The sequence below is a fragment of the Tellurirhabdus rosea genome (assembly GCF_026278345.1).
Classification (GTDB): Bacteria; Bacteroidota; Bacteroidia; order Cytophagales; family Spirosomataceae; genus Tellurirhabdus; species Tellurirhabdus rosea.
On sequence record NZ_CP111085.1, the window covers coordinates 330,567 to 352,535 of the forward strand.

The 21,969-nt window shown below is 58.1% G+C and carries 11 protein-coding genes; 3 read left to right on the top strand and 8 right to left on the bottom strand.

Annotation, left to right across the window (positions count from 1 at the left end; translation table 11 throughout):
* Position 1: 1 nt before the first annotated feature.
* Positions 2-865, top strand: a complete 864-nt coding sequence (locus ORG26_RS01390) for a glycosyltransferase family 2 protein (protein WP_266366664.1) — start codon at positions 2-4, stop codon at positions 863-865.
* Between the two features lie 37 nt (positions 866-902).
* On the opposite strand, the gene ORG26_RS01395 is transcribed toward ORG26_RS01390, so the two are convergent.
* Together ORG26_RS01395 and ORG26_RS01400 are read right to left on the bottom strand one after the other, a co-directional pair.
* On the bottom strand, positions 903-4,142 hold the full coding sequence (locus tag ORG26_RS01395; RefSeq protein ID WP_266366666.1) for a M4 family metallopeptidase: 3,240 nt from the start codon (positions 4,140-4,142) through the stop codon (positions 903-905).
* 37 nt (positions 4,143-4,179) lie between these two features.
* A complete protein-coding gene (locus ORG26_RS01400; protein WP_266366668.1) occupies positions 4,180-4,626 on the bottom strand; it encodes a hypothetical protein in 447 nt (148 codons plus the stop codon).
* 417 nt (positions 4,627-5,043) lie between these two features.
* Between ORG26_RS01400 and gltB the strand changes: the two genes are divergently transcribed.
* Positions 5,044-9,618: a glutamate synthase large subunit gene (gltB, locus tag ORG26_RS01405; RefSeq protein WP_266366671.1), complete on the top strand. Its 4,575-nt coding sequence runs from the start codon at positions 5,044-5,046 to the stop codon at positions 9,616-9,618.
* A 15-nt stretch (positions 9,619-9,633) separates the two neighbouring features.
* Complete coding sequence (locus tag ORG26_RS01410) at positions 9,634-11,121, top strand: glutamate synthase subunit beta (RefSeq protein ID WP_266366673.1); 1,488 nt, start codon at positions 9,634-9,636, stop codon at positions 11,119-11,121.
* Between the two features lie 68 nt (positions 11,122-11,189).
* On the opposite strand, the gene ORG26_RS01415 is transcribed toward ORG26_RS01410, so the two are convergent.
* The 6 genes from ORG26_RS01415 to ORG26_RS01440 form a co-directional block, all read right to left on the bottom strand.
* A complete protein-coding gene (locus ORG26_RS01415) occupies positions 11,190-11,837 on the bottom strand; it encodes a carbonic anhydrase (protein ID WP_266366675.1) in 648 nt (215 codons plus the stop codon).
* A gap of 161 nt (positions 11,838-11,998) precedes the next feature.
* Entirely contained in the window at positions 11,999-12,418 is a 420-nt protein-coding gene (locus ORG26_RS01420) for a hypothetical protein (protein ID WP_266366677.1), read from the bottom strand.
* Positions 12,419-12,710: 292 nt separating this feature from the next.
* Positions 12,711-14,156, bottom strand: coding sequence for a RagB/SusD family nutrient uptake outer membrane protein (locus ORG26_RS01425; RefSeq protein ID WP_266366679.1), 1,446 nt, complete (start codon positions 14,154-14,156; stop codon positions 12,711-12,713).
* A 98-nt stretch (positions 14,157-14,254) separates the two neighbouring features.
* On the bottom strand, positions 14,255-17,395 hold the full coding sequence (locus tag ORG26_RS01430) for a SusC/RagA family TonB-linked outer membrane protein (protein WP_266366681.1): 3,141 nt from the start codon (positions 17,393-17,395) through the stop codon (positions 14,255-14,257).
* A 293-nt stretch (positions 17,396-17,688) separates the two neighbouring features.
* Entirely contained in the window at positions 17,689-18,348 is a 660-nt protein-coding gene (locus ORG26_RS01435; RefSeq protein ID WP_266366683.1) for a response regulator, read from the bottom strand.
* 235 nt (positions 18,349-18,583) lie between these two features.
* Positions 18,584-21,754, bottom strand: a complete 3,171-nt coding sequence (locus ORG26_RS01440; RefSeq protein ID WP_266366685.1) for a ligand-binding sensor domain-containing protein — start codon at positions 21,752-21,754, stop codon at positions 18,584-18,586.
* Between the last annotated feature and the right edge of the window lie 215 nt (positions 21,755-21,969).

Sequence of the window (21,969 nt, forward strand, 5' to 3'; positions counted from 1 at the left end):
CATGCGTTACGTCCTCCTGACTCCCCAGAAAAACGAACAGCAATACATCGAACAGACCCTGCGGTCGGTCTGCGCCCAGACGATTCTGCCGAAACGCTGGATTATCCTGGACGATAACTCGACCGATTCATCACCGGAACTGATCCGGCAATACCAGCAACAACACCCCTGGATTGAATTCATCATCATGCGCGACTTCCGGCCGGACCTGAATTCTACGGGCGGTCGGAGTGGGGCGCTGATGAATTACGCCCGGGAGCTGATTCAGGACGAAACCGTTGACTTTGTGGTCAAGATCGATGCCGACGTGGCGTTTGCCCCGGACTTCTTCGCCACGGTCTTTCAGCATTTTGCAGAAAACCCGAAACTTGGCCTCGCTTCGGGACACTTACGGCAGGACGGCATTCCCGAAACGCTTCACGACTGGACGGGCGTGCGCGGGGCTACACGCATCTACCGGCGGACGTGTTTTGAGCAGATCGGCAAGTTTTACACCATGCGGGGCGAAGACGAAATTGACACGTTTCTGGCTCAGCAGAAAGGCTGGCTCACCCGGACGCTGCCCGTTCCCTTCGACCACCTGAAGCCGGAAGGCATTCGCTCGCCCTCGCTGGTCAATCATTTTGACACGGGCCGCTTCAAAGCCCAGATTCCGTACCGCTTTGACTTCTTTATGCTGACCGTTCTGAAAAATGTCCGGCAGAAACCTTTTGTTCTCGGAGCGGCCATGCAATTGTTCGCCTACGTCAAAACCCGCTGGGTGAAAGCCGAACGGCCTTTTCCGCCCGAACTGGGCCGTCATGTCCAGCAGCGGCAATGGCGGAAAATGAGGGGCGTTTTCTCCCGAAATAAATCCGCAGATTAGCAAAAGTCCCCACCGCCGCAGCCGTGGGGACTTTCCGTTACCGCTTCACGATCTTTCTCACTTCGCGGCCTTTTTCGGTCTGAATCGTCAGCAGGTAGGTGCCGGGGGTTAGTCCGCTCAGGTCCAGGGTCGTTTGTCCGGCCGCTGCCCGCGAAACGGTTGCCCCTCCGGCACTTACCACGCTGATCCCCAGCACATTCGCCCCGGCGGGCACCTCAACGGTCAGGGTCGAGACGACCGGGTTCGGGTACACCCGGACGGCCTCCTGCCAGGTAGGTTCCAGCCCCGTCACCACCTGTACGTTAAACGACCGCTCTACCGGCGTGGCCGCCTGGTACTGCTCGTTTCCGGCCTGCGTGGCCCGCACGACCACTTTTCCGCCTCCTTTCATCGTCAGTTTATTGCCCGAAATCGTTGCCGGACCGGAGACCACCGAGAAGCTTACCGGCAGTCCGGAAGAGGCCGTGGCCGTCAGCGTGACCGGGTCGCTGCTCAGGTAGCGGTCTTTCAACTCGGCAAACGTGATGGTCTGCGTTTTTTTGGCCGGCTGCGTCCGGGTGCCGGTGCTGTACCAGACGGCCCAGGAAGCGTTATTGTACACCGTTTCGGCGTCGGTATCGGGCGTGATTTTGTCCGTTTTCAGGCGTACCACCGCCACATCGGGCCGGTCTTCCTCGCCTAAGGTGTTAAAGATCAGCCGGTCGTCCAGGCGGGAGTAGCCGGGGAAGCCGAGGGTGTTGTTTTCGTAAACACTCGTCAGTTTGCCTTCGCGCAGGTCGGCGGCCAGAATGAAGTAACTTTCGTCGGTTGCGTTGTAATAATCAAACGTGATGATGTTCGGCGAATTTTTGGAGAACGACGGGTTGCCCACGCTTTCGCCTTCTTCAAGGTTGGAGAACAGTTTTTCGATTTCGCCCTGCCCGAAGGTTTTCTTCGCGGTGTCCCAGGCGCGCAGGAAGCCAACGTCCCAGTAATCGATCGCCGCCCCATCCAGACTTTTCAGTTTGTTGTAGGCATCGTAGATGATGTACTCCCCGCTCGGGTCCCATTCGAACGAATCGGCATATTCGACTTCGCCCGTTTTGACACCTTCGGCCGAAGTCGGGTTGAAGAGGCCAAATTTCTTCCATTTCTTCAGTTCGTAGCTGTAGACCCAGATCGCCTTGTCCTTTTCATCCGTCAGGGCGGCCAGTTTGGTCCCGTCGCGGGAAATGGCGACGTTGTCCCAGATGGCTTCGTCCGAAATAATCGATTCCTGCGGCGTGCCGGTCAGGTTAATGGCGCGTATTTTCTTGTCGTCGGATACGTAATAGGCAAATTTTCCGTCGTCGGTCACGCTAGGCTTGTGCTTCAGCATGGCCTTCACTTTGGCGTCGAATTTGTCTTTGCCGAACTCCACCGTATACAGTTTGGCGTCACCGCCGTAAAGCAGAATCATGTCCTGCCCGTTGTTGGTCGGCAGGTCTTTGGCCGGTTCTTCCGGTGTTTCGGTGGTCTCCAGAATACCCACCGCGTCGAACGCCTGTTTGGCGGCGGTCACCTCCGGGCTGCCGGCCCCAAAGAGGTCGCCCGCCGAGCGGACCACGGCCAGGCGGCAATCCAGAAATTTGGACGTCCGGGTGAGGTACGTCGTCAGGGCGCGGTAGTAGATTTTCTCGGCCTTATCCCGGCCGATGGCCGTGGCGATTTTGTAAAAGGCGTGGTTGGGAATCCCGCTGTTGGCGTGCACGCCCCCGTTGTCCTTCTCGGTTTCGACAAACTCCGACATGTGTTTGGGCTGATACCCGAGGGTTCCTTTCCCGTTCTGGTTCGGATTCGCGAAGCTCCGCATGGCGCCGCTGGTGTATTTGGTTTTGAGGACAACATCCTCGCCCAGCGTCCAGTCGTCCCGGTCGATCATCATTCCGAAGACATCCGCAAACGATTCGTTCAGCGCGCCGGACTGTCCTTTGTACTCCAGGTTGGCCGAATGTTCGACCACGCCATGCGTCATTTCGTGCCCGGCCACGTCCAGCCCGCCCGCCAGCGGTTTGCAGTAGAGGTTCCCGTTGCCGTAGCCCATGTACTCCCCGTTCCAGAACGCGTTATCCATGCCTTTACCGTCGTCCTCCACGATGTTGATGATGGACAGCATATTGCCGCCCTTGCCGTTCAGCGAAGTCCGTTTGTGCACACTCTGGTAGTAATCGTAGGCTTTGGAGGCGTTCGTATGGGCCGAGATGGCCGTGGCGCTCCAGTTGGTGTTGCTGGTCGAAATGTTGTGTTTAACTTTCCAGTTGTCGCCGTAGGTATTGCCCGCATCCAGCGTCAGCAGGGCCCCCACGCCGTTATTGGGCAGTTTGGAAGCCGTTTTATCAAACATGGACTTGGAGCCGTCGATCAGGAAGTAAGTGCTTCCGATCAGGTACGTCTGGAAGGTCTGGCTCACCCCGTTAAGGTCTTTCCCGGTGGCCTTGACCGGCCCGTCGACGCCGCAGGTGGTGTTGATTTTGTCGAGAACCGCTCCGGTTTGGGCATCGACTACGTACTCCCAGCGCTCGATCAGGTTCGGGCGGACGGTCAGCCGGTAGGCCAGCACCGTTTCGTCGGCCACCGGATACAGGCACAATTCGCCTTCCGCGGCTTTCATTTTCAATATATTGTCACCAAACGTCCGGACGATCGATTCCTTCCGAACGTCCTGCAGCGCCCGGCCGGACGCTTCTGTCAGCGAAAGCGAGGGCGTGACAACCGCGTTTTTGATGACCCGAAACGACCCATTCAGCAGTTTCACTTCGCCATTCTCGACGTGCGCAATCAGTTCGCTGCCGTACACCGGCACGCCCTGGTAACGCTGGGCCAGCCGGACGTGGGTTTGTCCCAGCGCATCGGTTTCCGTTTTGCTGATGGTCAGCTCCTGCTCCGGATTCGTGACCGACAGCAGCGCTTTGACCTGTCCGATGAAGTCAAAGACTGTGGCGTTGAGACTGCGCCGGGCGGCCCGGGCCGAGGGTTTGGCCGGGGTCCGGTTTTCGATGTAGACGGGCCGGTTGGAGCTGGTATCCCGCACGACCCGGAGACGCAGCGGCTGCCGCTGCAGGCTGGTGGTAGTAGCCAGCAGGCCGTTCCGGGAAGGAACCGCCGGAAGGACCGGCATGGGCGTTTCTTCGGCCTTCAGGCGCTGGACCAGCCCCGGCGTGGCGGAGGCGTTCTTCATTTTCCGGCCAAAACCCGGCCCCGGCTGCGCCATCGCGCCGACAGCCACGCTCAGCAGGAGGGTGGATAAAATTGCTTTCATGATTCAGGAGTACTTGTTGTTTTGTGCGGATCAGGGGCTACCGGGCGCTGGCGACCATCGTCATGAACGACCGGTAAAGTTTGGTATATGAAGCCGGGGCGGGCTGACGCGGATCGCCCCAGGTTACGGTATGCTCCTCCTTGGCGCGTTTCCAGCGAACAAAGCGGTAAACGTTGCCGGGATTGTCGAAACGGGCCGACCGGATGCGGCAATCATCTTCGACCATTTTGAAGAGTCGCCGGACGATTGCGGCGGGCTGTTTGCGGAGGCGGGTAAAAGCGGAATCGCCTTCGGACCGGGCGTACAGATTTCCGTTTTCGAACAGATAATAGGTGTCGGTCAGGCCGGTGATGCCCCCGCCGCTTCCCACCACCAGCTGACGACCCCGGTAGGAGTCCGGATTGGAGGAACCACTTTCGGGACCAAAGGCTGCCTGAAGGCAAACCCCGATTGACAGACTGAGCAGAATGAGGACAGAACGCATGGCAGTATGGAATGGACAGCGGCGAAAATAAAGCGGTCGTCAGGCGAAGGCCAGCCCCTTCTGCTCAAGTCGTCATTATTGACGGATGAAACGTTGATTGTCCCGTGCCAACAGGAGGCGGTCGGCGGGAATTATTTTAGCGTCCGGCGTTGTTTTCTGGCAGAATGAAGGGCCGGAAAATCCACGAGGCTTTTGTCATTTATTCACTAAGCAAGAAGAATTTGTACCAATTTCATAAAATGCCGTTTAGCAAAGCATATTTCGCATTTGGGTATTTTAACAAAATATTTTTGGCTATATATTGCATAACCAAATACAATCTGCTTACTAGAATTCCCGCCAACGGGTTTTACTTCTTCTAAATAGTCTGTGGACAGATTGAAAAAAATTCAACAAAACCACAAAAAACTTACGCCGATGTCTGTTACCGATGTTCCCCAACAGGGCCTCTACCGGTCCGAATTTGAACACGACGCCTGTGGAATTGGATTTGTGGCGCACGTCAAAGGCCGGAAGTCACACCGGATTGTGGAGGACGCGCTGACGATGCTGACCCGAATGGACCACCGCGGCGCGTGCGGCTGTGAGGTCAACACGGGCGACGGGGCCGGTATCCTCTTCCAGATTCCCCACGAGTTTTTTGTCGACGAATGCCTGAAACTGGGCTTTTCGCTGCCTTCCGCCGGGGAGTACGGCGTGGGGATGATGTACATGCCCAAGGACGACAATCTGCGCCGGGAGTGCCGCCAGGTGCTCGAACGGGCGGTTCGGAAGCTGAAACTCGAACTGCTGGGCTACCGCGTCGTACCGACCGATTCCTCCGACCTCGGCAATGGTTCCCGTTCCGCCGAACCGGTCATGGAGCAGGTGTTTATCAAGAAAGCAGCCGGACTGACGGCAGACGAATTTGAGCGTAAACTCTACATTCTAAGAAATTACACCACCCGGATCATCAACGAGACCGTCGCGGGAGTGAACAACTCGTTCTACTACGCTTCCCTCTCGGGCCGGGTCATTACGTATAAAGGCCAGCTGACCACGGGGCAGCTCCGCGGCTATTTTCCGGACCTTCAGCGCGAGGAACTGGTGTCGGCCATGGCGGTCATTCACTCCCGCTTCTCGACCAACACCTTCCCGTCGTGGAAACTGGCCCAGCCGTTCCGCTACATCGCCCACAACGGCGAGATCAACACCGTGAAGGGGAACGTCAACTGGCTGAAAGCGGCCGAAGCCATGCTGGAGTCCGAGCTGTTCACGCAGGAAGAACTCGACATGCTGAAGCCGATCTGCGACCATAACCAGTCGGACTCGGCCAACCTCGACAATGCCATCGAACTGCTCGTGATGTCGGGTCGTTCGCTGCCGCACGCCATGATGATGGTGATTCCGGAAGCCTGGGACGGTAATGAGGAGATGGACCCCATCCGGCACGCCTTCTACGAATTCCACGCGGCGCTTCAGGAGCCCTGGGACGGTCCGGCCTCGATCTCCTTCACGGACGGCCGCATCGTGGGTGCTACCCTCGACCGGAACGGCCTGCGTCCCTCGCGCTACTGGGTCACGGAGGACGACGTGGTCATTATGGCCTCCGAAGCCGGGGTCCTCGACGTAGATCCGGCCACGGTCGTCAAGAAAGGCCGTCTGCAGCCGGGCCGCATGTTCGTCGTGGACATGGAGCAGGGCCGCATCATTGCCGACGAAGAACTCAAAAACGACATTTGCTCGCGCCAGCCGTATCAGCAGTGGCTCGACGAATATAAAATCAAGACCAGCGACCTGCCGACGCCTTCGCGGAAGTACGGCCCGATTGCGAAGGAAGAACTGCTCAAAAAGCAGCTCAGCTTCGGCATGACGTCGGAAGACCTGCGGATGATTCTGGCCCCGATGGCCGAAACCGGCCTGGAACCGCTGGGTTCGATGGGCGTCGATACGCCGCTGGCCGTGCTTTCGGAGCAGAGCCAGCACCTGGCCAACTACTTCAAGCAGCTGTTCGCGCAGGTGACCAACCCGCCGATCGACCCCATTCGGGAACGGGCCATCATGTCGCTCATTTCCTTCGTGGGCTCGACGGGCAACCTGCTGACCGAATCGCCGCTGCACTGCCGCCAGATCGAACTCGAACAGCCGGTGCTGACGACGGAAGAGTTTGACAAACTGCGGTTTGTCGACAAAAACCACTTCCAGGCGAAAACCATCACCACCTATTTCCGCGCCGACCAGGGCGGAATCGGGCTGGAACGGGCCATCGAGCGGATTTGCCGCTACGCCGAGGACGCCATTGAAGACGGGTTCGAGATCATCATCCTCTCCGACCGGGCTATCGACTCGGACCACGCGCCCATCCCGACCCTGCTCGCAACGGCCGCCATTCACCACCACCTCATCCGCAAAGGACTGCGGGGCAAGGTCGGCATTCTGGTGGAGGCCGGGGACGTCTGGGAATCGCACCACTTCGCGACCCTCATCGGGTACGGTGCCTCGGGCATCAACCCGTACATGGCCTTCGAAACGATCGCGGACATGAAAGAGCGCGGGCTGTTGCAGGTGGACTATCCGCTCGACAAACTGTTCCAGAACTACGTCAAAGCCGTCAACAAGGAACTGCTGAAGATTTTCTCGAAAATGGGCATCTCGACCCTGCAATCGTACCAGGGTGCGATGATTTTCGAGTGCCTCGGCCTGAACAAAGAGGTGGTGGACCGCTACTTCACGGGCACCGTTTCGCGAATCGGCGGGATGGGTCTGGAGCAGATCGGCCGCGAAATCCTCGTTCGTCACCGGCAGGCGTTCCCCGACAAGCCCGTCGGCACCCCGCGTCTGGAAGTGGGCGGCGTGTACCAGTGGAAGCAGCGCGGCGAAGCCCACACGTTCAACCCGGACACGATTCACCTGCTGCAACAGGCCACGAAAAAGAACGATTACGGCGTTTACAAAAAATACGCGAAACTGATCGACGACCAGACGCAGAAGGCCCTGACCCTGCGCGGTCTGATGAAGTTCCGCAAAGGCAACCCCGTTCCGCTGGACGAAGTGGAGCCGATTGAAAGCATTTTCAAGCGGTTTGCCACGGGTGCCATGTCGTTCGGGTCTATTTCGTGGGAAGCCCACACGACGCTGGCGATTGCCATGAACCGCATCGGCGGCAAAAGCAATTCCGGCGAAGGCGGCGAAGACGAACGACGCTTCGGCAAACTGGCAAACGGCGACAGCCTGAACTCGGCCATCAAACAGGTGGCTTCGGGCCGCTTCGGGGTGACGAGCCACTACCTGACCAACGCCGAGGAACTGCAGATCAAAATGGCCCAGGGTGCCAAACCGGGCGAAGGCGGTCAGCTGCCGGGTCACAAGGTGGACGACTGGATCGGCCGGACCCGTCATTCGACGCCGGGTGTGGGTCTGATTTCGCCCCCGCCTCACCACGATATTTATTCGATCGAGGATTTGGCGCAGCTGATTTTCGATCTTAAAAACGCCAACCGCAAAGCCCGCATCAGCGTCAAGCTGGTGTCGGAAGCCGGAGTCGGCACCATTGCCGCCGGGGTAGCCAAAGCCCATGCCGACCACATCCTGATCGCCGGTCACGACGGCGGTACGGGTGCTTCGCCGCTGAGCTCAATCCGGCACGCGGGTCTGCCCTGGGAACTGGGACTGGCCGAAACGCACCAGACGCTGGTTCGCAACAAACTCCGCGGACGCGTCACGGTGCAGGCCGACGGGCAGATGCGGACGGGTCGCGACCTGGCGATTGCCGCCCTGCTCGGTGCCGAAGAATGGGGCGTTGCCACGGCAGCGCTGGTATCCGTCGGCTGCATCATGATGCGGAAGTGTCACCTGAACACCTGTCCGGTGGGCGTGGCCACGCAGAACAAGGAACTGCGGGCTCTGTTTACGGGCAAGCCGGAAGACGTGGTCAACATGTTCACCTTCCTGGCGATGGAACTGCGCGAAATCATGGCCGAACTCGGCTTCCGGACGGTCAACGAAATGGTCGGGCAGTCGCAGATGCTGGAAATGCGCGACGAGATCAAACACTGGAAATACAAGGCCGTTGACCTGAACGCCATCCTGTACAAAGAGCCGATCAACCTCGACGTGGCGCTCTACAAGCAGGAAGAACAGGATCACGGCATTGAAACGGTCCTGGACCGTCAGCTTATCAAAGCCGCCCAACCGGCCCTCGAATCGGGCGAATCGGTGTACGCCGAGTTCCCGACCATTAACCTGAACCGGGCCGTAGGGACCATGCTCTCGAACGAAATTTCGAAAGTCTACGGCGGAAAAGGGCTGCCGGAGAACACCCTGCACTTCAAGTTCCGTGGAACGGCCGGACAGAGCTTCGGGGCGTTCAACACGCGGGGCATCACGCTCGAACTCGAAGGCGACGCCAACGACTACTTCGGCAAGGGCCTCTGCGGGGCGCAGCTCATCGTGTACCCCGACCGGACGGCTCCCTTCAAACCGGAAGAAAACAGCATTGTCGGTAACGTGTCGTTCTACGGCGCTACCTCGGGCGAAGCCTTCATCCGCGGGATGGCCGGGGAACGTTTCTGCGTCCGGAACTCCGGGGCCAAAGTCGTCGTGGAAGGCGTGGGCGACCACGGCCTCGAATACATGACGGGCGGTCTGGTGGTTATTCTCGGCTCGGTAGGCCGCAACTTCGCGGCGGGAATGTCGGGCGGCGTGGCTTACGTCTGGGACAAGGACGGCACGTTTGCCTCGAAAGTGAACCGGGAAATGGTGGCGCTCGAAGGGCTGGCCGACGAGGACGCAACCATCGTGCGGGAATACGTGGAAAAGCACTTCCAGTTCACTACGTCCAACGTAGCCTTCTCGCTGATGCAGGATTGGGACAACCTGATCGGGCAGTTTGTGAAAGTGATGCCAACCGACTTCCGCAAGGCGCTGGCCGGACGGGGTGTGGCCCTCTCGGAAGTGATTCGTGACAAAAATGTAGTGTATCAGGACATCGTCGTGGACGTGGTTAACCAGTAATCGTACAACAAAACAATGGGAAAACCGACTGGATTTTTAGAATTCGAACGTGAGTTGCCGAAGAAACGGCCCGCCCAGGAACGGATTCACGATTATAAGGAAATCGAAATGCCTCACCAGGAGGCGGATTCACAGAAACAGGCCGCCCGCTGCATGGACTGCGGAACGCCCTTCTGCCACAGCGGCTGTCCGCTGGGAAATATTATTCCGGAGTTCAACGATGCGGTGTACGAACAGAACTGGGAATACGCCTACGAAATCCTGTCGTCGACGAACAACTTTCCGGAGTTTACGGGCCGCATCTGCCCCGCTCCCTGCGAAAGCGCCTGCGTGCTGGGCATCAACAAACCGCCCGTCACGATTGAATTCATCGAAAAATCGATCATCGAGGCTGCCTTCGAGCGCGGTCTGGTGAAGCCGAACATTCCGGCCAAACGGACGGGCAAAAAGGTGGCTATCGTGGGCTCCGGCCCGGCAGGTATGGCCGCGGCGGCCCAGCTCAACAAAGCTGGTCACTGGGTGACAGTCTTCGAGCGGGCCGACCAGATCGGCGGGCTGGTCCGTTACGGTATTCCCGATTTCAAACTGGAAAAACGGGTAATCGACCGCCGCCTGGCCGTAATGGAAGCCGAAGGCATTGTCTTCCGGACCAACACCAACGTGGGCGTCGACATCAAGGCCAACGAACTGCTCGACAGCTTTGACCTGGTCATGCTGACGGGCGGCTCTACCGTTCCGCGCGACCTGCCGATTCCGGGCCGTGACCTGAAAGGCGTTCACTTTGCCATGGAGTTCCTGAGCCAGCAGAACAAGCGGGTGTCCGGTACTCCGGTGATGATCGACCATACGGGCACGCCTTATGCCAACGGCGAACTGCTGGCAACGGGCAAGAACGTGGTCGTGATCGGCGGCGGTGACACCGGTTCTGACTGCGTCGGTACGTCGAACCGCCACGGCGCGACATCCATTACCCAGATCGAACTGCTGCCGATGCCGCCGAAAGAACGGCACGAAAATACGCCCTGGCCGCACTGGCCGATGATGCTCCGCACCTCTACCTCGCACGAGGAAGGCTGCGACCGGCACTGGTCGATCAACACGAAAGCGTTTATCGGCGACGAGGCCGGTAACCTGAAAGCGCTCCGCCTGGTCAACCTGGAGTGGAAGTCCGAAAACGGCCGCATGCAGATGGTGGAAGTGCCCGGTTCAGAGCGCGACATTCCCTGCGAACTGGCGCTGCTGGCGGCGGGTTTCCTGCACCCCCAGCGGAACGGTCTGCTGACCGACCTCGGCGTCGAGCTGGACGAGCGCGGCAACGTGAAAGCGACTCATTACCAGACGAGCGTTTCGAAAGTGTTTGCCGCCGGCGACATGCGTCGGGGGCAGTCGCTGGTGGTCTGGGCCATTTCAGAAGGGCGCGAGGCGGCCCGGGCGGCGGATGCCTACCTGATGGGCGAAAGCCAGCTGGAAGCCAAAGCTCAGTCGTTGTTTGCTACAGTTTAATCAAGCCATACAGAAGGCAAAGCGGGTACGGAGATTCTCTGTACCCGCTTTTGTTTTTGCAGAAAAGCTTACTCGCTGGCAGTCGGGCGCAGGTCATAAATGCTGCGGATGTCGCCGAACACCTGTTCCATGTCCAGTCCCAGGTCTTTCAGCACGCCGGTCCGGACGTTGAAAACCCAGCCGTGGACCTGCGGAAAGCCCGTTTTGTACCACATTCGCTGGACGTGATCGATTTTGATGACGTTGATGCACTGTTCCAGCACATTGAGTTCGACCAGCCGGTCAAACCGCTTCTGCTCGTCCGGAATGGCATCCAGCTCCGCGCGGTGGAGGCGGTACACGTCTCTGAGGGTTTGCAGCCAGCTATTGAGCTGGCCCATGTCCGACGGATGCAGCGCCGCTTTGATGCCGCCGCACTCATAATGGCCGCAGATGATGATGTGTTTCACTTTCAACTGCTCGACGGCGTACTGAACCACGGCGTTCACGTTGTTGTCGGTGCTGACCACCAGATTGGCCACGTTGCGGTGCACGAAGACCTGCCCCGGCTGGAGGCCCATCAAATCCTCGGCCGTTACCCGGCTGTCCGAACAGCCGATGTAGAGAAATTCGGGGTGCTGGCCCGTTGCCAGTTTGGTAAAATACTCCGGGTCGGTTTTGGTTTTTTCGGCGACCCAGCGGCAGTTGTTTTCGAAAACCTGAGTGAACAGATTCATACGTGTGTGGATAGGGTGATTTGAGGGAGGATGCCCCGGCAAATTAGTCACCAAAAATATACAACCTTTTCCGGGATTGCCCTAAATCCTGTTTTGCGGGAAAGCATAAAAAAACAGCACAAAGTATGCTCTGTGCTGTTTCGCTCTTATCCATCAATTAATCAGTCTATGGCGGTAAGGAACCGCGAAGGGCCTTCTTTCTGGGGCGGGCGCGTGCCCACGCTGAACGTTTTGACTATCTTGTTGAACCCGTCGCTTACTTCAATGGTATAATCGCCGTCCTTCAGTTGCGAAATGTCGAACTTGGCGTGGAAAGCCCGCAGCCGTTTGCCTACCTTCACATCGTACAGTTTGTTCTTCCCATCCATAAACGTGACAAAGAGCGGAATCTCCACGTGGTTTTCGACCATCAGGTGCATTTTGGTGTGATCCAGATTCGGATAGATGGCCATGCTCATAGCTTTGGTGCGGGTCACGTTGGGGGCAGCCGGCAGGGTTGCCAGGGTGTCGGGGCCGTCGGGCGGAGCAGCGGTGGCGCTCAAAGCCGTGAACAGCAGCAGGGCGGCAAAAAGTTGTTTCATCGGTACTTGTTGTTAGGAGTTAATAAGGTTGAACTTCAGCCATAAAAGTAACCGACGATTCGACAGGCGCCCTACCGCAGGGGAGGTGATATACAAGGCTATCCGTTTTCCGGGATGAATGGTCAATGGGCTGAATAAACGAAACGGCAGGGCCTTTTAAGACCCGTCAATAAGTCCTTGTCCCGTTGGCTAACGGGCGGCCCCCTCTCCTTCTCACCCGCTTTGCGGGAAGGCCATAAAAAAACCCCGCCGAAGCGGGGTCTTACAGGAGGCACTGTTTATCACCGGTAGCTTACTGGTTCTGGTCTTCCGGATTGATGTTCGGATTGGCGTCGATTTCCCGGAACGGAATCTTCAGCACAAACCGCGGGTCATTGGCCGGGATGTTGAACTTGAAGGCCGGTGAATGGTTCCCCGTCCGGACGAGCGGCAGTTGCCGACGCTTCACATCCAGGAACTGAATCCCCAGCTCGCCATACAGTTCTTTCCGGCGCTCCAGCAGGATTTCGTCGATCAGCGCGGCTTTGGTTGCGGCGGCCGACTTCACCGCCTGCGGATCGCGGTTTTTTTGCAACGTGTACAGCACGTCAGCGGCGGCGGCCTGTTTGCCCTGCTCGGCCTTCGCTTCGGCTTCGATCAGATACATTTCCGAAACCCGCATCATCGGCATGGCCGCGTTGAAGTCCAGGTCATCGCCAAACTTCGTGGTAGACCACTTGCGCTGTACGTTGGTAGACGTGTATGGCTGGAACAGGTTACGAACGTCCGTCGTCGTGAATTTCTTCACGAACTCCTCGTTGATGAAGAAGTTGTCGTAGCCGTTCCCCGCCTTGGCGAAGAATGAGTTCGGAATGCCGTAGTACAGCGTCTGTCCGTCGGTTTCCGTGTTCGGGAACGCCCACATCCATTCTTCGCTGTCGATGTTCTTGAAGCCGGTTTTGTACTGAGCGGCGTTCAACGCGTATCCCTGACGGGCGGCGATGGCGGCCGTTTCGGCTTTGGCCCACTGGCCCTGCTCCAGCGCAATCCGGGCCTGCAGACCCAGCGCTACATTCTTGTCGATGTTGCTTTTCAGCAACCGGCTGTTGTCCAGATTGGCTACGGCGAAGTCGATGTCGGCGTTGATCTGGTCGTACACCTGCTGCACCGTGCCGCGGCCTTTGCCGGTCGTTTCGATGCCCGTCGGCTCCGTATACACCGGAATACCCGGCGCGTTGGGGTCTTTCAGGTAGGTGTGCTGGAACTCACGGATGGTCTCGAAGTACAGCCATGCCCGCAGCGCCCGTGCCTCCGCGATGTAGCGGGTTTTGGTCGCCTCGGGGAAGTTGCTCTTCTGCACGCCGTCGATCATGATGTTCGCCTGGTTGATGAACTCATAGAAGAACGCCCAGGTGAAGATCGTCCGGCGGTAGGTCGGCTCGCGGTTTTCGTGGCGGTAATCGAACTGGTACCAGCCGCCGGGGTTGATGATGTCGTCGCCTTTCATTTCGCGGGCGAGGTTCACCGACACGACGCCCCAGGCATCCGTCGAGTTACCGGCGGTTTCGTTGAGGTTGATCCACTGGCTCCGCAGACGGCGGTAGATGCCGTTGAAGAACGCCCTTGCCCCGTCCGGGGTCGAGAACACCTGATCCGGCGAAATCTGCGCCGTCGGCTGGGGTGCTTCCAGGTAATCTTTCGAGCAGGAACCCAGGCTGAGCGCCCCGGCTACCAACAGGAATTTAACAGTATATTTCATGTTTTTTATGACAAAAGAGTTGAGACAATAGACAAGAGACCTGACACCGTGTTCGGGGAGTCGTGTGTCTCTTGTCTTTTATCTATTGTCTGCAAAAATTAGAATGTGAAGTTAATGCCGCCGGACAGCGTCTTGAACAGCGACGAGTTGTTGTTCGTCGTCCCGTTCGGAACGCGGCTGGCGTTGGCCGTTTCGGGATCGAGACCCTTCTTCGCCTTCGTCAGCGTCAGGTAGTTGTCCGCCTGAACATACACGCGGGCCGCTTTGATGAACTTCACCGGCAGGTTCACGTTGTAGCCCAGCGTAACGTTCCGCAGACGGGCGTAGTCGCCCGAGAACAGGAAGCGCGACGAGGTGCTGGTGATGTCGGTGCTGTTGCGGTTCAGGCGCGGCACGTCCGTGTTGTCGCCCGGCTTCTGCCAGCGGTTCAGGATGTCCGTGTGCATCTGGTCGCCCATTCCACCCGAGAGGCCGTGCATCAGGCCCTGGTAGTCGCTGTCCAGAATCTTGTTTCCGCCCGAGAAGTTGAACAGGATCGACAGATCGAAGTTCTTGTACGTCAGTTTCGAGCTCAGACCGCCCAGCCAGGTCGGGATAGCCGAACCCTGGTAGTAGAATGAGGCGTTGGCGTACTGGTTCACCGTCGTCCGTTCGCCCGTCGGGTTGCCGTTGGCGTCCAGCACGTCTTTGTACCATAGCGGATCACCCGTCTGCGCGTCTACCCCGGCATAGGTCGGGATGTAGAACTCGTACACCGACTTGCCCACTTCGCGCTGGAAGGAGCCCGTCCGGATTTTCTCCTGCCCTGCCGGCAGCTTCGTGATGCGGTTTTTCACCGTCGTAATGTTGAAGCCCGTTTCCCAGGTCAAATCTTTGGTCTTCACGTTCACCGTATTGATCGAGAATTCAACCCCTGAGTTCCGCAGGTTACCGACGTTCTCATCTACTGCCGGAATACCCGAAGACAGCACCAGCGGACGGCTGAACAGGAGGTCGAAGGTATTCTTCTGGTAGTATTCTACGTTACCGCGGATACGATCCTGGAACAGACCAAAGTCCACCCCGGCGTTGAAGGCCGCCTGCTTTTCCCAGGAAATGGCCGGGTTGGCCAGACGCGTGAAGTAGATACCCGAGTATTCGAGGTCGTTGTAACCCGTGCCGTAAAGGCTCTGGTACGGGAAGTAGCTGTTCAGGTTGTTGTTCCCCAGCGAACCGTAAGAAGCCCGGGCTTTCAGGAAGCTGATCGGAGAAATCGCTTTCATGAACGGCTCTTCCGAAATCACCCAGGAAGCACCCAGCGAGGGGAAGAAGCCCCAGCGGCGGTTGCCTTCCGGTGAGAAACGGCTCGATCCGTCCCAGCGTACCGTTCCTTCGAGGAAGTACTTGTCGCGGAAGGAGTACACCGCCCGGCTCAGGTACGACAGGATGCGCTCCCGATCCGTATAACCGCTGATGTCTTCCAGTTTAGCACCGGAGTTAAATTCTTTCAGACCACCAAACGGGAAACCTGATTTCTGGGCATCCAGACGCTCAAACTGAAAGTTGTAAGCCTCGATGCTGGCCATCACGTCGATCATGTGGCCGTTGAACTCCTTCGTATAGGCGGCCATGTTGTTCCAGGTCCACGAAGTCGTCAGGTCGTTGCGGCGGAACAGACGGCCGTTCACGCTTTCCCCGTTCCCGAATTTTGGGTTTTCGTAATCCATCTGATTCAGCGTGTACCGATCCAGACCAAACGTCGTTTTCAGGCGGAATCCTTCAAACGGGCGCACTTCGGCAAAAGCGTTGATGGACGACGTAAACCGGCGACGGTCGCGGTCGTCGAGCAGCGTGCTGGCGAGCAGGTTCGACGGCTGGAGCGTATTCCGGCCCACGTTCACGGCGCGGTCGGCGTTCGGACGGCCAAAGTCCCAGATCGGCTGACCGGCTTCGTCCAGAATCACTTGGCCCTGGTCGTCGCGCTGGTAAACCGGGTAAATCGACGACATGTTGCGGATGTACTGCACCACGTTGCTGTACGACGTACCACCCTGGTCCGGCGAGTTCTGGTTCGAGAACACGAACTGCGAACGCAGACCAACCTGCAGCCAGTCGCGTACATCGGAGGTCAGGTTCAGGCGCGTGTTGATCCGGTCGAAGTTCGAGGTGATCAGGTACCCGTCCTGGTTGAGGTAGCCCGATGACAGGAAGTAGCGGAGCTTGTCCGTACCGCCGGAGATGTTGACGCCCACTTCGCGGCGAGCCGCGTTCTGGTTGGTCAGTTCTTTTTCCCAATCCGTATTCCACAGCAGCGGCGTACCGGCCACGAGCTTACCGTCCAGCCCGACCGGCTTGGCGATCCCAAACGGGTTGTAGCGCATTTCGTCCACGAGGTTGTCCGTGGCGTACTGTTCCGGATTCGGCAGCTTGGCAATCTGGGCTTCGTTACGCAGCGCTTCCCAGCCGAGTTCGAACATCTGCTGGGAATTCACAAACGGATACTCCTTGACCGCGCGGGAAGAAACCCCGAAGGTAGAGTACAGGTTGATCTCCGGCGTGCCTTTTTTACCGCCCTTAGTTGTAATGATGATGACGCCGTTGGCCGCCCGCGAACCGTACAGCGCCGAAGCCGAGGCGTCTTTCAGGACGCTCATGCTTTCGATATCGGCCGGGTTGATGGCGTTGATGTTGCCCTGGAAAGGCACCCCGTCCACGACGATCAGCGGGTCAGAAGCCGCGTTGATGGAGCCGACCCCGCGAATCCGGATGATCGGGTTTTCGCCCGGCTGGCCCGAAGAGTTGACAATCTGAACGCCCGGCGCCGTCCCTTGGAGGGCCTGCGTAGCGGAAACGATCTGCTGGGAGCGAATCTGGTCGGCGTTGATGGCCGAAACCGAACCCGTGATGGCTTTCCGGGTTTGCTGGCCGTAAGCCACCACAACTACTTCCTGGAGGGATTTTACGTCGGCAGCGAGCTTTACATTAACGGTAGAACGGCCGCTCACGGGCACTTCCTGGGAGGTGTACCCAACGAAGGAAAAAACCAGCGTCGCATTGTCGGCCGCGTTGAGGCGGTAGGACCCGTCGGCGGCGGTGGTGGTTCCGTTGGTGCTTCCTTTCACCAGAACGGTCACCCCGGGAAGGCCCATGTCCTCCTCGGCCGTGGTCACTTTACCGGACACAGAAATGCCCTGCGCCCGTCCCTGCCAGCCGGTCAGTACCAGGAGTACCACAGCCGACAGCCATAGAATTTTTCTCATATTACTTTTAGATGAAGATTGGGTATACGTGTAAAGGGATGCGCTCACCCGAAGCGTTCTTAAATACAAAATTCCGGATAATATGGGGGGTTTGAAATCACCCAATCAGGGGGATTTTGGGAAGTACAACCAAACAAACGCAGAGCGGAAGAGCCCTTAGAACCAATTAAAATTTGGTATTTTTCCGTAAAGTAAACGTTTGATTCCGAAGAGAAATTTTAGAACACACCAACATATAAACAGGAAGCCCCGCTCGAATAAACGAACGGGGCCGGACTACTTAAGGAGACTACTTAAATCAATTTGTCGCGAATGGCTTTTTCAATGGCCTCTGCCTTAGAGTGAACCTCCAGTTTCCAGTAAATATTCTTAATATGCGACCGCACCGTTTCCTTATCGACAAACAACTGCTCGGCGATGGTGGTGTAACTTTTGCCTTTTGCCAGTAATTCCAGCACCTCCGTTTCGCGGGCCGTCAGCGGCGAATTCCGGTTCTTCTGGAACGAGGCGACGACCATCCGGGCAATGTTGGTACTCATCGGAGCGCCACCCTCCATGATGTCCCGAATGGCTTCGAGCAGGCGCGTAGGCTGCATGTTCTTGGTCAGATAACCACCCGCTCCGGCACATAACGCCTTGAAAACCAGATCATCGTTCTCATACACCGTCACGACGATGATGTTGGTCTTGGGCCTGATCTTCTTGATGCGGATAATGCCTTCAATCCCGCTCATGCCGGGCAGATTGATGTCCATCAGCACCACATCTGGAGCATCGACCTCCAGATTTTTCAGCGCATCCTCGCAGCGCTGGTAGGTATTGACTATCTTATAACCGTACGTACTATTAATTAATAAGGCAAACCCGTCGCGGATGAGGTTATCATCTTCCACAATGCAGATTCGGATCGTCTGCGGAGTTCGCGACGGCTGGGGGGCAGTCATTGTCATCATGTCTTTGTTGTACGGGATAAGCTATCACATTTTCGTTCCGAACCCCCTTCCTTTTTCCACCAAAGGTGAATACCGACGATGAACGTACGGCTCCGGCATGCTGCCTCGGACCTTTATCATTCATGGCCGCTGTTCGTATGAAAAAACCGGGCAGAGGGAATAGGAAAAAACAATAGACCCTGCCAGTTCCATAGTCATGGAGGGGTGTTCGGAAACCGGGGGGCAAATGTACGCCTTATCCCCCATTCTGGGTTAGAAACAAGCTAAAAATAATTGCGGTTCCTCCCCCTTTTTTTGTCTGGATATCGACCTTTCCCTCGATGCGTTCCGCGCGGCTCTGGATGTTCAGCAACCCGTTTCCGGTATGGACTTCGTTCACCGGAAGCCCCACGCCGGTATCTTCCCAGATCACCTCGATCCGGTCTTTTTCGGCCCGGAAATACAGCTGGCCCAGCGGCGCCCGGGCGTGTTTGAGCGTGTTGCTCATGGCTTCCTTGAACAGAAAAATCAGGTGGCGGCTGGCCCCCATCGGCAGCACCGCCTGACGCAAATCCTCCGTGATGCCATGCGCGCGGAATTCGGTTTCGGTCCGGTCGAAGATGTCGTCGCCGAAGTCCTTGAGCCGGATGGCAATCTCGTACAGGTTGTCGTGTTCGGGATTGATGGCCCAGATAAAATCCCGGGTTCCCTGGTAGAGGCGGTTGGTGTTGTCGCTGATCTTCGTCAGCAGCGGCGTCACTTCCTCGGCCCGTCCGTTCAGCTGCGCCCGGATGATTTCGGTCAGCATCGAGATGCGGGTGATCGTGTTGCCGAATTCATCGTGCAGGTCCTGGGCCGCGAGTTTACGGACCCGTTCGCTTTCGGCAATTTTGACCTTCTCCAGTTCGAGCAGGTGCCGCACCTGCCGCCGTACCCGAATGGTGTAAATCAGCCAGATGGTAAACGCCACCAGCACCAGGACGGCGGCCATAAACCACCAGGTCTGCCAGAAAGGCGGCAGCACGGTGATGGGAATCTGAAGAATGCCATTGGGCGCGTTCCCGGAATCGCTCCAGACGCCGTTGTTGTTGGACCCCTTCACTTTAAGGGTGTATTCGCCGGGCTTCAGGTTGGTAAAGCTGATTTCCCGCTGCGTTCCGAGCGGAATCCATTCGTCCCGGAAACCTTCCAGCTGGTAGGCATACTGGTTCTGGGCCGGATTGGTAAAATCGAGCGCGGCAAACGCGAAGGCAAAGAAACTTTCGCCCGGCCGGATTTCGATCCGGCCCCGCCGCGCCATCAGGCTGTCGGCGTTGAGCGTCCGGTCGAATTTGCGGAAACCGGTCAGCACAATCGGCGGCCGGTGCCGGTTCTCGACCAGCTGATCGGGCCGAAAGCTGATCGCCATGCCGACCCCGCCATAGAAGAGCGTTCCGTCGGCGCTGCGGTGGTAGGCGTTCATGTTGAACTCGTTGATGCCCGGCCCGTCGGAGGCGGCGAAATTCTGAAAGCGGCCGGTCTGCGGGTCGAGGCACGAAAGCCCGTAGTTGGTGCTCACCCAGATGCGTCCTCGGCCGTCTTCCAGCGCACCGTAAACCAGGGCGTTGGGTAGCCCGTTCCGTTCGGTATAATGCACAAATCGCGGCTTCTTTCCGTCCGAAATCAACCGGCTCAGTCCTTTACTGCTGCATATCCAGAGCTGGTTCCGGTGGTCGTGCAGAATGCAAAGGACCTGGTTGCTGATGAGACTGGCCGGATCTTCGGGCTTGGTTTCGAAATGGCTGATTCGGCCGGTTCGGGGGTCGAGCTTGTTGAGTCCCACCCAGGTTCCGATCCAGAGGTAACCGGCCCGGTCCTCGCGGATGCTCGACACCATGTAGGCCCTCAGGCTGGTCGGGTCTTTCGGGCTGTATTCATAGACGGTAATGGCTCCCGTGCGGGCGGCGATCCGGTACAGCCGCAGCGCACAGCCGACCCAGAGGTTGCCCGCCCGGTCTTCAAACAGGCTCAGCACCGTAGCCCCGGTCCTGCGCATCGGGTCTTTTTCCAGCGGCTGCAGTACGAACGCCCGGAACGTGTTGGTCTGGCGGTCGAAGCGGTGCAGGCCCCGGTCGGTTCCCACCCAGAACGTGCCGTCGCGGGTTTCGAGCAAGGCATTGATCCGGTCGCTGCTGAGGCTGGCCGGGTTGCCGGGCTGGTGGCGATACCGCTGGCTGGCTCCCGTCGCCCGGTTGAAGCGTTGCAGGCCGTCGTAGGTTCCCAGCCAGAGATTGCCGGTCCGGTCGGTCGTGATGGAAAACACCATGCCGGCCGTGGACGACTGTTCCTGGTCGGTGATTGTTTTCCAGTAGCGAAAGGTGTTTTTCGAGCGGCTGTACAAGTGCGCCCCGGCCCCGTACGTTCCGATCCAGACCAGGTCTTCGTCGGGGCTGGGGCCGGTATAGAGGCATTCGATGGAGCCGGACTTCAGTCCGTGGCGGGTGAACAGTTCTTGCTGGATGGTGCCCAGAAACTCGGCTTTTCCGGGAGCGGTGAGGCGGAAGCGGCTGATTCCGGCCCCGTACGTCCCGACCCAGAGCATTTTTCCCGGCGACGCCAGCAGGGCGCTTACATCTTTCCGGCCAATCGCCGCCGCGGCCCCGTCCTCCATCAGCCGGCCGGTCGACGGGTCGATGTGGGCCAGTCCTTCCGGCGTTCCGATCCACAGGCTGCCAAACGCATCGACGGCCAGCGCCTTGACGACCGGGTTTGGCAGCGGAAGCGGAATCCGGTCAACCCGGCACCGGGTTTCGGCAGCGGCCTTGACCGGACACATCGTCAGGCGGGCGAGGCCCCCACCCGAGCCAATCCAGAGCGCATGGCCGGGGCCCACGGTGAGGGAGTGAATAAACTCATCGGAACTGTCGGGCGTTCCTCCGACCGGCACGGATACGGACCGGTAATCGCCCCGGCCATCCGGAATGAGGCGCTTCAATCCCTGGTTTGTTCCCAGCCAGAGCGAACCAAAGGCATCCGGAACGAGGGCGTTCACGAACAGGGCCGAAAAGCGCGCCCGCAGCGGAATCTGTTTTTTTAACCGGAGAAAACGGTTGGTGCGGGGGTCAAAGCGGCACAGGCCGTTGGTGGTACCGATCCAGAGAAAGCCGTCGCGGTCTTCGGCCAGCGACCGGATGTCATCGCCGCAAAGGGAAGTACTGTCGAAGGGGTCGTGTTTGTAGACGGTCATCTGGTAGCCGTCGTAGCGGTTGAGTCCATCCTGCGTTCCGAGCCACATAAATCCCCGGTTATCCTTCAGCACACATCGGACCTGGCTCTGCGAAAGGCCGTTTTCGACCGTAAGCTGGTCCAGAAACACCTCGGCCTTCTGGGCCTGCCCCGGCGACACCCAGAGCAGGGTGGCAAGCAGTAAAATTATTCTATACGACATAGGTGGGTGAGTAAAATCCCCTCACAACAAAGGTAAAACGGTAAAACGGGGTAATAAATCCCCCAAATTGCAGGAAATAGAGGCAGGCAGGCGTTCGTATCTTTACAGCACGATTTTGTAGCCCCGACATAGGCAACAGAAAAGTGTTTTGGATTAAGAAAACCGGAAAAGTAGCCTTGCTCGCGAACAGGGCTATTTTTTTTACATACCACCCT

What these genes read in the sequence shown, in the direction of transcription:
- ORG26_RS01400 (WP_266366668.1), bottom strand. Translation starts at nt 4,626, where the DNA reads ATGCGTTCTGTCCTCATTCTGCTCAGTCTGTCAATCGGGGTTTGCCTT.
- ORG26_RS01430 (WP_266366681.1), bottom strand. Translation starts at nt 17,395, where the DNA reads ATGAGAAAAATTCTATGGCTGTCGGCTGTGGTACTCCTGGTACTGACC.
- ORG26_RS01415 (WP_266366675.1), bottom strand. Translation starts at nt 11,837, where the DNA reads ATGAATCTGTTCACTCAGGTTTTCGAAAACAACTGCCGCTGGGTCGCC.
- ORG26_RS01435 (WP_266366683.1), bottom strand. Translation starts at nt 18,348, where the DNA reads ATGATGACAATGACTGCCCCCCAGCCGTCGCGAACTCCGCAGACGATC.
- ORG26_RS01440 (WP_266366685.1), bottom strand. Translation starts at nt 21,754, where the DNA reads ATGTCGTATAGAATAATTTTACTGCTTGCCACCCTGCTCTGGGTGTCG.
- ORG26_RS01420 (WP_266366677.1), bottom strand. Translation starts at nt 12,418, where the DNA reads ATGAAACAACTTTTTGCCGCCCTGCTGCTGTTCACGGCTTTGAGCGCC.
- ORG26_RS01390 (WP_266366664.1), top strand. Translation starts at nt 2, where the DNA reads ATGCGTTACGTCCTCCTGACTCCCCAGAAAAACGAACAGCAATACATC.
- gltB (WP_266366671.1), top strand. Translation starts at nt 5,044, where the DNA reads ATGTCTGTTACCGATGTTCCCCAACAGGGCCTCTACCGGTCCGAATTT.
- ORG26_RS01395 (WP_266366666.1), bottom strand. Translation starts at nt 4,142, where the DNA reads ATGAAAGCAATTTTATCCACCCTCCTGCTGAGCGTGGCTGTCGGCGCG.
- ORG26_RS01425 (WP_266366679.1), bottom strand. Translation starts at nt 14,156, where the DNA reads ATGAAATATACTGTTAAATTCCTGTTGGTAGCCGGGGCGCTCAGCCTG.
- ORG26_RS01410 (WP_266366673.1), top strand. Translation starts at nt 9,634, where the DNA reads ATGGGAAAACCGACTGGATTTTTAGAATTCGAACGTGAGTTGCCGAAG.